Annotated in this window: 18 protein-coding genes; 9 read left to right on the top strand and 9 right to left on the bottom strand. The window is 67.7% G+C overall.

The window, feature by feature from the left end; all coding sequences use genetic code 11:
• Positions 1 to 101: 101 nt before the first annotated feature.
• The 4 genes from WNM05_RS03790 to WNM05_RS03775 all read left to right on the top strand — a co-directional run bounded on the left by WNM05_RS03790 (position 102) and on the right by WNM05_RS03775 (position 3,666).
• A complete protein-coding gene (locus WNM05_RS03790) occupies positions 102 to 437 on the top strand; it encodes a cupredoxin domain-containing protein (RefSeq protein WP_434632645.1) in 336 nt (111 codons plus the stop codon).
• Between the two features lie 19 nt (positions 438 to 456).
• Positions 457 to 1,281, top strand: a complete 825-nt coding sequence (locus tag WNM05_RS03785; protein WP_434632644.1) for an FTR1 family iron permease — start codon at positions 457 to 459, stop codon at positions 1,279 to 1,281.
• Positions 1,278 to 2,729 carry a 4Fe-4S binding protein gene (locus WNM05_RS03780; protein ID WP_434632643.1) on the top strand — a complete coding sequence of 484 codons (1,452 nt, stop codon included), beginning with the start codon at positions 1,278 to 1,280 and terminating at the stop codon, positions 2,727 to 2,729. Before WNM05_RS03785 ends, WNM05_RS03780 begins: the two co-directional genes overlap by 4 nt.
• Positions 2,730 to 2,862: 133 nt before the next feature.
• On the top strand, positions 2,863 to 3,666 hold the full coding sequence (locus tag WNM05_RS03775; protein ID WP_434632642.1) for a substrate-binding periplasmic protein: 804 nt from the start codon (positions 2,863 to 2,865) through the stop codon (positions 3,664 to 3,666).
• Here the strand turns inward: WNM05_RS03775 and ybaK are convergent.
• From ybaK to msrP, 3 genes are all read right to left on the bottom strand, one after another.
• On the bottom strand, positions 3,608 to 4,087 hold the full coding sequence (gene ybaK, locus WNM05_RS03770; protein ID WP_434632641.1) for a Cys-tRNA(Pro) deacylase: 480 nt from the start codon (positions 4,085 to 4,087) through the stop codon (positions 3,608 to 3,610). The two genes, WNM05_RS03775 and ybaK, sit on opposite strands and share 59 nt — an antisense overlap.
• Positions 4,088 to 4,152: 65 nt before the next feature.
• Positions 4,153 to 4,770, bottom strand: coding sequence for a sulfite oxidase heme-binding subunit YedZ (locus WNM05_RS03765; RefSeq protein ID WP_434632640.1), 618 nt, complete (start codon positions 4,768 to 4,770; stop codon positions 4,153 to 4,155).
• Positions 4,770 to 5,687, bottom strand: a complete 918-nt coding sequence (gene msrP, locus WNM05_RS03760) for a protein-methionine-sulfoxide reductase catalytic subunit MsrP (RefSeq protein ID WP_434632639.1) — start codon at positions 5,685 to 5,687, stop codon at positions 4,770 to 4,772. The genes WNM05_RS03765 and msrP overlap by 1 nt, the downstream gene beginning before the upstream one ends.
• Before the next feature lie 236 nt (positions 5,688 to 5,923).
• On the opposite strand from msrP, the gene WNM05_RS03755 reads away from it, so the two are divergent.
• Positions 5,924 to 6,364, top strand: coding sequence for a hypothetical protein (locus tag WNM05_RS03755; RefSeq protein WP_434632638.1), 441 nt, complete (start codon positions 5,924 to 5,926; stop codon positions 6,362 to 6,364).
• A gap of 134 nt (positions 6,365 to 6,498) precedes the next feature.
• Here WNM05_RS03755 and WNM05_RS03750 read toward each other — a convergent pair whose 3' ends face one another.
• Entirely contained in the window at positions 6,499 to 6,681 is a 183-nt protein-coding gene (locus WNM05_RS03750) for a protein MIGRI (protein WP_434632637.1), read from the bottom strand.
• 228 nt (positions 6,682 to 6,909) lie between these two features.
• Between WNM05_RS03750 and metX the strand changes: the two genes are divergently transcribed.
• The 4 genes from metX to WNM05_RS03730 all read left to right on the top strand — a co-directional run bounded on the left by metX (position 6,910) and on the right by WNM05_RS03730 (position 10,227).
• Positions 6,910 to 8,052 carry a homoserine O-succinyltransferase MetX gene (gene metX, locus WNM05_RS03745; RefSeq protein ID WP_434632636.1) on the top strand — a complete coding sequence of 381 codons (1,143 nt, stop codon included), beginning with the start codon at positions 6,910 to 6,912 and terminating at the stop codon, positions 8,050 to 8,052.
• Complete coding sequence (metW, locus tag WNM05_RS03740; RefSeq protein ID WP_434632635.1) at positions 8,049 to 8,645, top strand: methionine biosynthesis protein MetW; 597 nt, start codon at positions 8,049 to 8,051, stop codon at positions 8,643 to 8,645. The genes metX and metW overlap by 4 nt, the downstream gene beginning before the upstream one ends.
• Before the next feature lie 25 nt (positions 8,646 to 8,670).
• On the top strand, positions 8,671 to 8,859 hold the full coding sequence (locus WNM05_RS03735) for a YqaE/Pmp3 family membrane protein (RefSeq protein WP_434632634.1): 189 nt from the start codon (positions 8,671 to 8,673) through the stop codon (positions 8,857 to 8,859).
• A 90-nt stretch (positions 8,860 to 8,949) separates the two neighbouring features.
• Positions 8,950 to 10,227 carry an AmpG family muropeptide MFS transporter gene (locus WNM05_RS03730; protein WP_434632633.1) on the top strand — a complete coding sequence of 426 codons (1,278 nt, stop codon included), beginning with the start codon at positions 8,950 to 8,952 and terminating at the stop codon, positions 10,225 to 10,227.
• Positions 10,228 to 10,231: 4 nt separating this feature from the next.
• On the opposite strand, the gene WNM05_RS03725 is transcribed toward WNM05_RS03730, so the two are convergent.
• From WNM05_RS03725 to WNM05_RS03705, 5 genes are read right to left on the bottom strand one after another with little or no spacing between them, the layout of a single operon-like run.
• A complete protein-coding gene (locus tag WNM05_RS03725; protein ID WP_434632632.1) occupies positions 10,232 to 10,654 on the bottom strand; it encodes a type IV pilin protein in 423 nt (140 codons plus the stop codon).
• Positions 10,651 to 11,289 (bottom strand): pilus assembly PilX family protein, encoded by a 639-nt coding sequence (locus WNM05_RS03720; RefSeq protein WP_434632631.1) that lies wholly within the window; start codon positions 11,287 to 11,289, stop codon positions 10,651 to 10,653. Before WNM05_RS03720 ends, WNM05_RS03725 begins: the two co-directional genes overlap by 4 nt.
• Positions 11,286 to 12,158: a hypothetical protein gene (locus tag WNM05_RS03715; RefSeq protein WP_434632630.1), complete on the bottom strand. Its 873-nt coding sequence runs from the start codon at positions 12,156 to 12,158 to the stop codon at positions 11,286 to 11,288. Before WNM05_RS03715 ends, WNM05_RS03720 begins: the two co-directional genes overlap by 4 nt.
• Positions 12,136 to 12,633, bottom strand: a complete 498-nt coding sequence (locus WNM05_RS03710) for a type IV pilus modification PilV family protein (RefSeq protein WP_434632628.1) — start codon at positions 12,631 to 12,633, stop codon at positions 12,136 to 12,138. Before WNM05_RS03710 ends, WNM05_RS03715 begins: the two co-directional genes overlap by 23 nt.
• Positions 12,620 to 13,162, bottom strand: a complete 543-nt coding sequence (locus tag WNM05_RS03705) for a GspH/FimT family pseudopilin (protein ID WP_434632626.1) — start codon at positions 13,160 to 13,162, stop codon at positions 12,620 to 12,622. Before WNM05_RS03705 ends, WNM05_RS03710 begins: the two co-directional genes overlap by 14 nt.
• Between the last annotated feature and the right edge of the window lie 62 nt (positions 13,163 to 13,224).

Raw genomic sequence — 13,224 nt, 5'->3', positions numbered from 1 at the left:
GCGTATCGAGAATGTGAACGCAAAGCATTCTTGATTTCGATACAATGAAACGGCGCGGGCACGAGACCCGCGCTGTTTCTCATTCCGGAACGACGACTTCGATGACCTCTCTGCGCCTGACGGCCGCCGCCCTGCTGGCCGGCCTGCTTTCCGCCTCGGCCCTCGCCGACGACATGCCCGTGTTCAAGCTGCAAATGAAGGACGGCCAGCTGAACCCCGCCCGGCTGATGGTGCCGGCCGGCAAGAAATTCAAGATCGAAGTGATGAACGTCGGCAAGACGCCGGCCGAATTCGAAAGCATCCCGCTGCGCAAGGAAAAGGTGCTCGGTCCCGGCGCGGAATCGTTCCTGGTGTTCCAGCCGCTCTCCCCCGGCGAGTACAAATTCTTCGACGACTTCCATCCGAAGACCGGCCAGGGCGTGATCGTCGCCAAGTAATACTGACAAGGAACAAGCAATGGGACAGGTTCTCTTCATCGTCTGGCGCGAGAGCGTGGAAGCGCTGCTGGTGGTCGGCATCCTCAACGCCTGGATGAACCACAACCCGGCCGGCCGCGCCGGCAAGCCCTATCTGTGGGGCGGCGTCGCGCTGGGCCTGGCGATGGCGGTGGCGCTGGCCGTCGCGCTGTTCGCCGCCGGCACGCTGATGGCCGGCGCGCAGGACTACTTCCAGACCGGCATGGTCTTCATCGCCGCGGCGCTGATCGTGCAGATGGTGCTGTGGATGCGCGAGCACGGCCGCACGCTGAAGAAGGAACTGGAGAGCGGCCTGTCTGAACGCGCCGCCGGCAACAACTGGTGGGGCGTGACGGTGCTGGCCGCGCTGGCCATCGCCCGCGAGGGCAGCGAGTGCGTGGTCTTCCTGTACGGCATGCTGGCCGAGGCCCACGGCATGGAGCTGGCCAAGATGGGCGTGGCCGGCCTCGCCGGCCTGGCGTTGGCCTTCCTGACTTTCTATCTGCTGCAACTGGGCGGCAAGGTGCTGTCGTGGCGGCTGTTCTTCCGCGTCACCGAGGTGATGCTGCTGCTGCTCGGCGCCTCGCTGTTCCTCAACGGCGTCGAGCGGCTGATGTCTATGGACCTGCTGCCGCCGCTGATCGACCCGCTGTGGGACAGCTCGGCCTTGCTTGACGACATGAGCCCGGTCGGCGGCCTGGTGGCCGCGCTGACCGGCTACCGCTCGCATCCGGCGCTGATGAGCCTGATCGCCTACGCGCTGTTCTGGGCGGCGATCTGGGCGCTGTTCCAATGGCGCAACCGCCGCCAGGCGGCCTCGGCATGAAAGCCGGCCGTCCCGCCCGCCCGCCGCAGCGGGTGATCCCCATCGTCGCCGCCCCGTCGGGCGCCGGCTCCTGTAGCCCGGAGCGCCGGCCGCGCGGCCTGCTGGCGCTCGCGGGCGACTGGCTGCGCGATCACGCGACCCTGCTGCGCCGCTTGCAATGGGCGGTGGTGCTGGTCTACGCCTTCCTGCTGATCGTGCCGGCCTGCCTGGCGCTTCCCGAAGACACCGCGCGGATGTGGGACAATTTGACCATCTTCGCCCAGTTCGTGTTCTGGGGCATCTGGTGGCCGTTCGTGCTGCTGTCCATGGTGCTGTTCGGCCGGCTGTGGTGCGGCGTGCTGTGCCCCGAGGGCGCCTTGTCGGAATGGGCGGCACGCAAGGGCATGGGCAAACCGATTCCGCGCTGGATGCGCTGGGGCGGCTGGCCCTTCGTCGCCTTCGTGCTGACCACGGTCTACGGCCAGCTGGTCAGCGTCTACCAGTATCCGAAAGCCGCCCTCCTGGTGCTGGGCGGCTCCACCGTCGCCGCCGTCGCCGTCGGCTTCGTCTATACCCGCGGCAAGCGGGCCTGGTGCCGCCACCTGTGCCCCGTCAACGGCGTGTTCGGCCTGCTGTCCAAGCTGGCGCCGCTGTACTACCGCGTCGACGAGGCCGCCTGGAAGGCCTCCCATCAGCGGACGCCGGCCGTCGATTGCGCGCCGCTGCAACCGCTCAGGCATATGCAGGGCGGCAGCGGCTGCCATATGTGCGGCCGCTGCAGCGATCACCGCGGCGCGATAGACCTGAGCCTGCGCCCGTCCAGCGACGAGGTGGTCCGCGTCGCGGAGAAGGAGGCCGACGGCTGGCAGACCGCGCTGATCGCCTACGGTCTCTTGGGCGTGGCGATGGGCGCCTTCCACTGGACCGTCAGCCCGTGGTTCGTCGCGCTGAAACAGGCCGCCGCCGAATGGCTGGTGGACCGCGACATCATGTGGCCGCTGGACACCGGCGCCCCGTGGTGGCTGCTGACCCATTATCCTCAGCACAACGATGTATTCTCCTGGCTGGACGGCATGGCGCTGATCGCCTACGTCGCCGCCACCGCGCTGGTTCTCGGCAGCGGCATCCTCGTCGCCCTGGCGCTGGCGGTGCTCGCGTCCGGCCGCTGGCGGACGCAGCGTCTGCATCATCTGGCGCAGGCCTTGATCCCGCTGGCCGGCTGCGGCGTCTTCCTCGGCCTGTCGGCGCTGACGGTGACGCTGCTGAAGGCCGAGGGCTTCGGCATGCACTGGGTCAACGACGCGCGCCTCGCGCTGCTCGCCGGCGCCAATCTGTGGGCGCTGTACCTGGCGCGCGCCATCCTGGCGCGCTGGAACGACGGCCTGCACCGCTGGATCGCGCTGCTGCCGTTCTGCGGCGCACTGGCGCTGGTCGACTGCGCCTGGGGCTTCATGTTCTGGTGGTGGTAAGGACCGGTTCACGATCTTTTCCGGCGGCGACCGCTTCCCCCGCTGGCAATAAAGGCTATGAACGGCCCCCAGGCCTTGGTTAAGGCGGAAGGCTGTGCGATAACACAGTATTTCCGCCTTCCAAGGAATGGCCATGTGGCGTCTGCTGCTATCCGCCTTCGCTCTGACGTTGGCGCCGCGCGCGCCGGCGGCCGAACCGACGGTGGAACTGGCCACCGGAGAATACCCGCCCTATGTCTCCCAGCAATTGCCGGCCCAGGGCGTATTCACCGAAATCGTCCGCGAAGTGTTCCGCCGCGCCGGCTACCGGGTGCAGCTGACCTTCCAGAGCTGGCCGCAGACCGAATGGCAGACCAAGACCGGCAAGGTCGCCGCAGCCTTCCCCTACCGGCCGACGCCGGAGCGGGAAAAGGATTTCGACTTTTCCGCCCCGCTGATGTCGCCCAGCACCTATCTGTTCTATTACAAGCCCCGGATGCCGCATCCGCCGCAACAGTTCAAGTCTTTGGACGAGCTGCGCGGCTACCGTATCGCCATCCAGCTCGGTTACTGGTATATCCCGCTGTTTCAGCAACACAAGCTGAACACATTGCTGACCAGCGACGAAGTCAACGCACTGCGGCTGCTGCAGCTTGGGCATCTGGACCTGGTGCCGATGGTGCGGGAACGCGGGCTGTTCCTGATACGCCGCGTGATGCCGGGGCATGAGCAGGAGTTCGGCTACATCCCGATACCGGCGGAAAAGGACACGCCGCTGGGCTTGATGTTCTCGCGCAGCTATCCGCAGGCGACGCGGATACGCGAGGACTTCGACAGGGAGCTGGCGCAGATGGACAAGGACGGCAGCCTGAAGACGATCTACCAGCGCCTCGTCGAATCTACGCTGCCGCGTGGACCAGCGTCGGCTGTAACACGCGGATCACCTCCCGCGGACTGAGGCCGATCAGGAAACCGCGCCTGCCACCGTTGATATAGATGATGTCGAGCTCGGCGATGCTGGCCTCCATATACACCGGCATCTCGTGGCGGGTGCCGAAGGGGCTGGTGCCGCCGACCTGGTAGCCGCTGTGCTTGTCGGCGGTTTTCGGATCGCAGGGCTGGATCTTCTTGACGCCGGCCTGCTTGGCCAGCATGCCGGTGCCGACCTCGCGGTCGCCGTGCATCAGCACGATCAGCGGCCGCCGGTTCTCGTCCTCCATGATCAGCGTCTTCACCACCGCGTGCTCGTCGACGCCCAGCTCGCGCGCCGACACCGTGGTGCCGCCCTTTTCCTCGTACTTGTACAGGTGTTCGGTGTAATCGACCTTGTGCTCGCGCAGCACGCGGATGGCCTGGGTGACGGGAGCCTTGCTGGACATGACGTTCTTTCCGATACAAAACGCCACACTTTAAAACCCGCCCGCCCCCTTGCCAAGCGGCGGGATCAAGCCTTGCGCGCGCGCCACCAGACGCGCAGGCCCAGCAGCGCCGCCAGCACGGCGGCGTAGATCAGCGGCAGGGTGATGTCCTTCTTCACCAGCCACCAGTAATGGACCACCGCCAGCACCGCCACCGGGTACACCAGCCGGTGCAGCTTGCCCCAGTTGCGCTTCAGACGCCGCATCCAGCCCTGGGTGGAGGTCAGCGCCAGCGGCGACATCAAGACGATGGCGGCGAAGCCGACGGTGATGAACGGCCGCTTGGCGATGTCCCTCAGGATGTGCGGCCAGTCGAAGAACTGGTCCAGCCAGACATAGGTGGTGAAGTGCAGGCTGGCGTAGAAGAAGGCGAACAGGCCCAGCATCCGTCGGCACCGCAGCGGCCAGGCCTGGCCGCTGAGACGACGCAGCGGCGTCATGGACAGCGTGGCCAGCAGCCACACCAGCGTCCAGGTGCCGGTGGAGCGGGTGATGAACTCCACCGGGTTCACCGCTTCGCCCATGATCACGATCCACGCCGCGCGCGCGAGCGGCAGCAGACAGACGATGAACAACAAAACCTTGCCGACGGCGAGGCGGCGGTCGGCCAAAGAGGCGGGCAGTTTCATGCGCAGCATCGTCATCAAAAGTTCTTCCTCAGGTCCATGCCGCGGTACAGGCCGGCCACCTGCTCGGCGTAGCCGTTGAAAGGCAATGTTTTGCGCTTGAAGAATTCGCCGATGCGGCGCTCGGAAGCCTGGCTCCAGCGCGGATGGTCGACATCCGGATTCACATTGGAATAGAAGCCGTACTCATGGGCGTTGGCCAGGTTCCAGCTGGTGGCCGGCATCGCTTCCTGTAGCCGGATGCGGACGATGGACTTGATGCTCTTGAAACCGTATTTCCACGGCACCACCAGCCGGATCGGCGCGCCGTTCTGATTGGGCAGCGTATTGCCGTAGAGGCCGACGGCGAGGATGGCCAGCGGATGCATGGCCTCGTCGATGCGCAGGCCTTCGCGGTACGGCCAGTCCAGCACCGCCTGGCGCTGGCCCGGCATTTCGCTGGGCCGCTGCAGCGTCTCGAACGCCACGTACTTGGCGCGCGAGGTGGGCTTCATCTGCTTGATCAGGCTGGCCAGCGGGAAGCCCACCCAGGGAATCACCATGCTCCAGCCTTCGACGCAGCGCAGCCGGTAGACGCGCTCCTCCAGCGGGAATTTCAGCAGCTCCTCGATGGTGAAGCGCCGCGGCCTGGCCACCTCGCCGTCGACCAGCACGCTCCACGGCCGGGTATGCAAGGTATGCGCGTTGGCGGCCGGGTCGGATTTGTCGGTGCCGAACTCGTAGAAGTTGTTGTAGCTGCTGATGTCGCGCAGCGAATTGGGCTTGTCGTTGGCGGCCAGCTGCGACAGCGGGCTCTTTTTCGCATTGAGGGCGGCGCCCCCCTCGGCCGACAGCAACAGCCCGGCGGCGCCGAGCATGAAGGCGCGGCGATTGAAATAAACGGTTTCCGGCGTGATTTCCGACGGCAAGCAGTCGGCGGGTTTCCTGATCAGCATGGCGGTGCTCCTGTCGTTTCCACTTGGTCGGATCAAGATGCCGATTCTGACAGTCGATGCCGACATCCGTTCAAGCAAGCCGACGATCTCACGACAATCTCAATATTGACAATAATGCATGCAATGACCGAGCCCGTGGTTCTGATAAAATCGCCAGATGCTGCGGACATGCCCAGACCTGCCGCGCCAGCCCCCGCATCACGGGGTTTTCTTTCCCTTGATTTAGAATCCGTCTCATGAAAAAGCTCATCGCACTCGCCCTGACCCTGTTCGGCTTCCTGCTTTGCCAACCCGCCTTCGCCCGCCATGAACCGCTGGCGCTGCCGGGCCGCATCGCGCTGGCCGCAGAAAACGGCGACATCAACCAGAACAAGAACGCCATCCTCAAGGCCGGCGCGATGCTGGACTGGACCGTCGTAGCCGACCAGCCCGGCAAACTGTCGCTCAAGCACGTCAAAGGCAACCATGAGTTGGTGCTCGACGTCGTCTACGATGCGACCGGCTACCAACTGCGCTACGGTTCCAGCGTGGATCTGAACTACAAACAGACTCAGTTCGGCGCCGAAATCCACCCCATCGTCAACCACTGGGCGGCCAACCTGGTCAAATTCATCGGCGGCAAGCGCACCGATCTCGACACCGCGGCGGACAAGCCCGCCGCCAGCGAAGCCAAATAAGCCTCTTCAACCGCCCTCCCGGGCGGTTTTTCATGCCCATGCCCGCCATCCGCGGCCCGCGCGCAGACACGGCAGGGCGTCCGGCAGGCGCAGCGGCTCGCTTCCCGATCGCCGGCGCCGAGGCGGAAACCGCCCTACAGCTGATGCCATCCCAGCCAGTACAAGATGCAGAACACGCCGGCGCTGAGCAGCAGCGCGATCGCCAGCGTGGATACCAGCTCGCGCAATGCGCGACGCTGTCCCGGGCCGAACAGCCAGCGGGCCGCGGCCCACAGCAGCAGGCAGAGCACAAAGAATTTGAACAGGCGTCCGAACATGATGGCGACCGTGACGAAAACCCGGCCGATTATCCCGGCGCGCCATGCTGCCGCGCAAGCGTCGACAGCCCGGCCATCGCCGCCGGCTCCCGCGGGAAACGCCACCGGAAGGCCGCTCGGCTCGCAAAAAGACCCCAAATGGATATAATCGACCGGTAGCCGCAGGAGACCGTATCCAGACCAGCCCCGGCAGAGGGCGGCGGACGCGGACAAATAGAAGAGGCCCTCATGACCGACACCAACTGTTCGGTAGGCATCGTCGCGGCCCAGGATGCCGTATTCGATGCCCCCCTGCCGCTCGCCAGCGGCGCCGCGCTGCCCGGCTATCAGCTGCGCTTCGAAACCTATGGCGAACTGAACGCCGACAAGAGCAACGCCGTCCTGATCTGCCACGCGCTGTCCGGCCACCACCACGTCGCCGGCCGCTACCACGACGACGACAAGTCCGTCGGCTGGTGGGACAATATGATAGGCCCCGGCAAGCCGATAGACACCCGCCGCTTCTTCGTCGTCGGCGTCAACAATCTGGGCGGCTGCCACGGCAGCACCGGCCCGTCCAGCGTCGATCCGGCCACCGGCCGGCCATGGGGATCGGCCTTCCCGGTCGTGACGGTGCCGGACTGGGTGGCCTCGCAGGCGCGGCTGGCCGACCGTCTCGGCATCGCGCGCTGGGCGGCGGTCATCGGCGGCTCGCTCGGCGGCATGCAGGCTTTGCACTGGAGCATCGCCTACCCGGAACGCGTCGCCCACGCGCTGGTGATCGCGTCGGCGCCGAAACTGTCGGCGCAGAACATCGCCTTCAACGACGTCGCGCGCCAGGCGATACTGACCGATCCGGAATTCCACGGCGGCGACTTCTACCAGCAAAGCGCCGTCCCCCGCCGCGGCCTCAGGCTGGCGCGGATGCTGGGCCACATCACCTATCTGTCGGACGACGGCATGGGCGAGAAATTCGGCCGCATGCTGCGCTCCGGCGAATACCGCTTCGGCTACGACGTCGAATTCGAGATCGAGAGCTATCTGCGCTACCAGGGAGACAAGTTCTCCGACTATTTCGACGCCAACACCTATCTGTTGATGACCAAGGCGCTCGACTACTTCGATCCGGCCAAGGATTGCGGCGGCGATCTGGCGGCGGCGCTGAAGCCGGCCCAGGCGCAGTTCCTGGTGGCCAGCTTCACCAGCGACTGGCGCTTCTCGCCGGAACGATCGCGCGAGACGGTGAAGGCCTTGATCGCCGCCGGCAAGCGCGTCAGCTACGCCGAGATCGAATCGACGCACGGCCACGACGCCTTCCTGATGACCGACCAACCGTATGTCGACCTGATGCGCGCCTACCTGGACCGCGTCGCCGAGGAGGTGAACGCATGAGCGCCATCGAGACTCTCCGCCCCGACCTCAGGCTGATCGCCGACTGGATCGCCCCCGAAAGCCGGGTCCTGGACCTCGGCTGCGGCGACGGCCAGCTGCTGGCGGCGCTGCAGCGCGACAAACGGGTGCTGGGCTACGGCGTCGACCTGGACGTCGCCAATGTGGTGCGCTGCGTCGCCGCCGGCGTCAACGCAATCCAGGGCGACCTGGAAACCGGCCTCGCCGACTTCGAGGACCACCGCTTCGACCACGTGGTGCTGTCGCAGACGATACAGGCGATGCGCCATACCGAGGCGATACTGAACGAGATGCTGCGCGTCGGCCGCGAGGCCATCGTCACCTTCCCCAATTTCGGCTACTGGCAGAACCGCCGGCAGATACTGCAGGGCCGGATGCCGGTGTCGGACACCATACCGTACCAGTGGTACGACACCCCCAATATACACTGGTGCATGCTGGGCGACTTCGAGGCCTTGTGCGCCAAGAACCGCGTCCGGGTGAGGGAAAGGGTGGTCATGGACAAGGGCAAGCGGGTATCCTTGTTGCCGAACCTGCGCGGCAGCCTGGCATTCTACCGGGTGGCGCGCGACTGATTCCGGATCGCGATAGGAGAGACGCATGCGCCTGTTGTTGGCCATTTTCCTGCCCTGGCTGCAGTTCTTCACCATAGGCCGGCCGTTCGCCGGCCTGTTCTGCCTGATCCTGCAGCTGACGCTGATAGGCTGGCTGCCGGCCGCGCTGTGGTCGGTATACTCGCTCAGCCAGTACAAGACCGACCAGAAGATAGCCCAGGCGCTGCGGCGCTGAGACCGTCCCCGGCGGGCCCTCGCCCGCCTCCGCCGACATCCGTCCGCGCACCGGCGCGGACGGCCCGTCCACCACCACGACAACAAGCACATGACCCTGGCCACCATCAACTGGCGGCGCGACGTGTTCTCGCGCACCATGCTCGTCTGCGTGTTCACCGGCTTCGCCTCCGGCCTGCCGCTGTACACCCTGCTCAACCTGCTGCCGGCCTGGCTGCGCAGCGAGGGCGTCGACCTGAAGTCCATCGGCCTGTTCGCGCTGATCGGCCTGCCCTACACGTGGAAATTCCTGTGGTCGCCGCTGCTGGACCGCTATGCGCTGCCGCTGCTGGGCCGCCGCCGCGGCTGGATGCTGGCCAGCCAGCTGGCGCTGCTGGCCGCGCTGGCGCTGTTCGGCCTGTTCGATCCGCGCCAGGACATCTGGAGCATCGCCGGCCTGGCGCTGGCGGTGGCCTTCTTCTCCGCCAGCCAGGACATCGTGCTGGACGCCTTCCGCCGCGAGATCCTCAACGACACCCAGCTCGGCCTCGGCAATACCGTGCACATCAACGCCTACCGGCTGGCCGGCCTGGTGCCGGGCTCGCTGTCGCTGATCCTGGCCGACCATCTGGACTGGGGCAGCGTCTTCGTCGTCACCGCGCTGTTCATGCTGCCCGGCGCGGCGATGACGCTGATGGTGAAGGAGCCGGCTCAGACCTCCGGCAGTCCCAAGACGCTGCGCGAAGCGGTGGTGGAGCCGTTCCACGAGTTCCTCGCCCGCCGGGGCTGGCGAGACGCCTTGTGGATACTCGGCTTCATCTTTCTGTACAAGCTGGGCGACAGCATGGCCACCTCGCTGGCGACGCCGTTCTATCTGGACATGGGCTACGCCAAATCGCAGATCGGCCTGGTGGCCAAGCACGCCGGGCTGTGGCCGGCGGTGATCGGCGGCCTGCTCGGCGGGCTGTGGATGATCAAGCTCGGCATCAACCGCGCGCTGTGGGCCTTCGGCGCCGTTCAGGTGGTGTCGATACTCGGCTTCGCCTGGCTGGCCAGCTACGGCCGCTTCGACAGCGTCGGCGCCGAACAGCTGGCGATGCTGGCGGTGGTCATCGGCTTCGAGGCGCTGGGCGTCGGCCTCGGCACCGCGGCCTTCGTCGCTTTCATCGCCCGCAGCACGCACCCGGCCTACACCGCCACCCAGTTCGCGCTGTTCACCAGCCTGGCCGCGGTGCCGCGGACGCTTGCCAACGCCGCCACCGGCTACATCGTCGACTCGGTCGGCTGGACTTCCTTCTTCTTCCTGTGCACCGCGCTGGCGATACCGGGCATGATGCTGCTGGTCCGGGTAGCCCCCTGGGGCGACGATCCGGCGTCGGAGAAAGCCTGAGCCGCTACAGCCGGCAGTTCTCGACGCCGTCCTGCTGCCGGCACTGGCGGATATTGCCGTCCTGGTCCAGCTTCAGCAGCCATTCCTCGAGGCCGGAACCGGTCTTCGGCCTGGCCTCGATGATGAAGCTGGCCTGATCGATATTGTCCGACGACGGCGCCACGCTGCTGAAACCGATGACGAAGGCCGCGGTATCCAGCACCGGCAACAGGGGCCAGGCCGGCGGCCCGTCCTGATGATAGGCGCCGCGCAAGCGGTACCAGCGCTGCATGAAATGGCCGTTCTCCATCAAGGCCGCCCTGGCCTCCTCCAGCCGCGCCCGCTGCAGATACTGCCGGTAGCCGGGCACCGCCAGCGCGACCAGCACCGCCGCGATCGCGAGGCAGCTGAGCAGTTCCGTCAGGCTGAAGCCGCCGCCGCGCCTCATTCCGCCACCTCCATCCACGACAATCGCCTGCCCGGCTCGGCCTCCCCGCCGACGCGGTACCAGCTTTGCAGCGTGGCCACGCTGAACGGATGATGCCCCCAGGCCCGCACGGTGATCCGGTACAGCCGGCCCCTGTCCCCGGCGGCGCCGAAACGCGGGTCGACCAGTTCCACCACATAGCGCGGATTCGCCCAGCTGAGCGCGCCGCTGCGCACCCGATGCGGGCAACCGGTCTGCGGCGCCATGTCCTCCAGCGCGTATTCCCTGCTGCGGCCGCACGGGTGCAGCAATGGATGGCCGTCGAGGCGGCGTCGCTGCGGCGGTTGCTGCGGCTCGCACAAGCCGCGGCCCTCGGGCCCGCTGCAGCCGGGGGAGAACAGCCGCCCCTCGCCGTACAGCTCGCCGGGATCGGCCGCGGCCAGCGCCAGCCGGCGATCCATTCGCCACACCCATTGCTCGGCGCCCCTCAGCGCCCGTCGGGCCAGCAACTGGGCCCGCTGCCTGTCCTGCGCGTTGTCCGCCTGCCGCTGGACGCTGACCAGCTGCTGAGACGACGACAGCACCAGCAGCCCCAGCACCGCCAGCAGCGACAGGACCAGCGGCAGCGCGCCGCCGCCATGGCGCGCCGGGCTCACGACGCCTCCCGGCAAGCGTAAGCCGGTTCCAGCGCCAGATCATGGCTCAAGCGATCCACCTCATCCTCCCCGCGGCCGGCATACCATGCCAGTCCAAGCCTCGCCGCCTGCGGCGGCCGTCCGGAACGCAAATCGGACGGCGCGCGCCAGCTCCAGCGCGCCGTCTCCCCGCAGCCATCGGCCACCAGCAGTTGCAGGCTCAGGCTGTGCACGCCGTCCAGCAACAGCCGCTCTTCGCCGTCGGCCGGCCCGCCGTCCCGCTCCCGCACCAACAATTGATAGGCGCGCCCGCCGGCCGCCAGCCGGTAGCGCCTCTCCCGCGGCAGCCACAGTTGCAGCGACGGCAGATGCACGCCATCGTCCGCCGGCGACACCGGCAGCGCCGGCGTCAACCGCAGCGTCGGCGCCGCGGCCTCGCCCCGCCAGTAGGCGTCCTTGCCGCCCAGCTCGCGGGCGCTGCCGCAATCGCCCAGCCATAAGCGCGGCCAGGACCGCCAGATGCCTGGCGCCGGCCCGGCCAGTTCCACCGCCTCCAGCCGTCCCGCCGCGTCGTGCCGGACACGCCCGATTTCCAGTTCCCGCCCCGGCAGCCGCAAATGCCATGCGCCGGCGGCGAAATCGCCGGCCTGCCATGGCCTGACGCCGCATCCGAAGCGGCCATGCCGCAGCAGGTCCCGCGCCAGCTCCCGCGCGGCCCAGCGCGCGTCCTGCCGCCGGCTCAGCCGGTGCTCGGCGTCGCGCGCCTCGCGCTGTATCGCCGCCAGGGCCGCCAGCGACAGGGCCAGTACCAGCGAAGTCAACGCCGCCGCCAGCAAGATGCCCAGCAGCAGCGAACCGCGCAGCCGGCTACGGTTGCAAGGGCCAGACACCGGCATGTTCCCGCCAGGCGCCGCCGCGGCGGCTGCGCCACGCCACCCTTATCGCCAGCGGCCCGCGACCGTCGCACGCGGGCGCGCCCTGCCGGGGACGCGTACGGCGGTCCGCGCGGCAGACGACGCCGCTGGCCCTGACGCCACGGCCGATCTCGCGCAACTCCCGCCGGAAGCGGGCCAGGCCGGCGGCGGCGAACTGCTCGGCGGAACAATCGGCCACGCAGTCCGCCGCCGGGCGACCATCGTCGTCGTAGGCGCCTTCCAGATAATGCGGCAGCCAGGCCTCCGGACCGGAATGCATCGCCTGGGCCAGATTGGACACCGCCTCTTCGATCCGATCCTGCGCCTCCGCGTCGCGCGCTTCCAGCAGCATGCGCCCCTGGACGCCGGCCAAAGCCAGCATCGCCACCGCCCAGATGGTCAGCGCCAGCAAGGCCTCCACCATGCCGAAGCCGCGCTCAGACGCAGCCATCGCCGATCTCGCCCAACCGCCCCCGGCCATCGGCGCCCACGGTCAGCCGCAGGCATTGGCTCGGCCCCCGCAGCAGGAAAACCAGAGGGCGGGCGCCCTGCAGGCGCCCCTCCGCGCTCAGCGTCAGCACGCGCGTCGGTCCGCTGACGCGTATCCTGCCGCCGTCGAACATCGCCAGCCGCAGCCGCTCGCCGCGATCGTAGCGGCCGTTGCCGACCCCCTTGTCGACGAACACCAGCGCGCCCTCGGGCCACGACTGGCTGTCGCCCCGGTCCGGCGGCAAACAGCCCTGCAACTCCCGGTTCACTTTCAGATTGGCCGCGCACAGGTGGACCGGCCGCTTGCGCTGCAAGGCCGCGCCGCGGGCATGGTCCAGGCCGCCCAGCAGCGCCAGCGCATGGCCTCGCAGCGACTGCCGCTCCCGCGCCGCGGCCATTTCGGGCCAGGCCAGGCAGGCGACGATGGCGGCGATCGCCAGCGCAGCCGTCAACTCCAGCCAGTTCAGTCCGGCCTGCTGCATCCGGCCCATCGCAACACTCCAACGTCCATGCAGGAGGGAATGATTATGGAAGCCGGGCCCGCGCTTCACCA

The sequence above is a fragment of the Chromobacterium sp. CV08 genome (assembly GCF_051129845.1).
In the GTDB taxonomy this organism is placed as follows: domain Bacteria; phylum Pseudomonadota; class Gammaproteobacteria; order Burkholderiales; family Chromobacteriaceae; genus Chromobacterium.
Note: the sequence above shows the minus strand (reverse complement) of the source record. Positions and strands in the feature narration are given on the sequence as shown.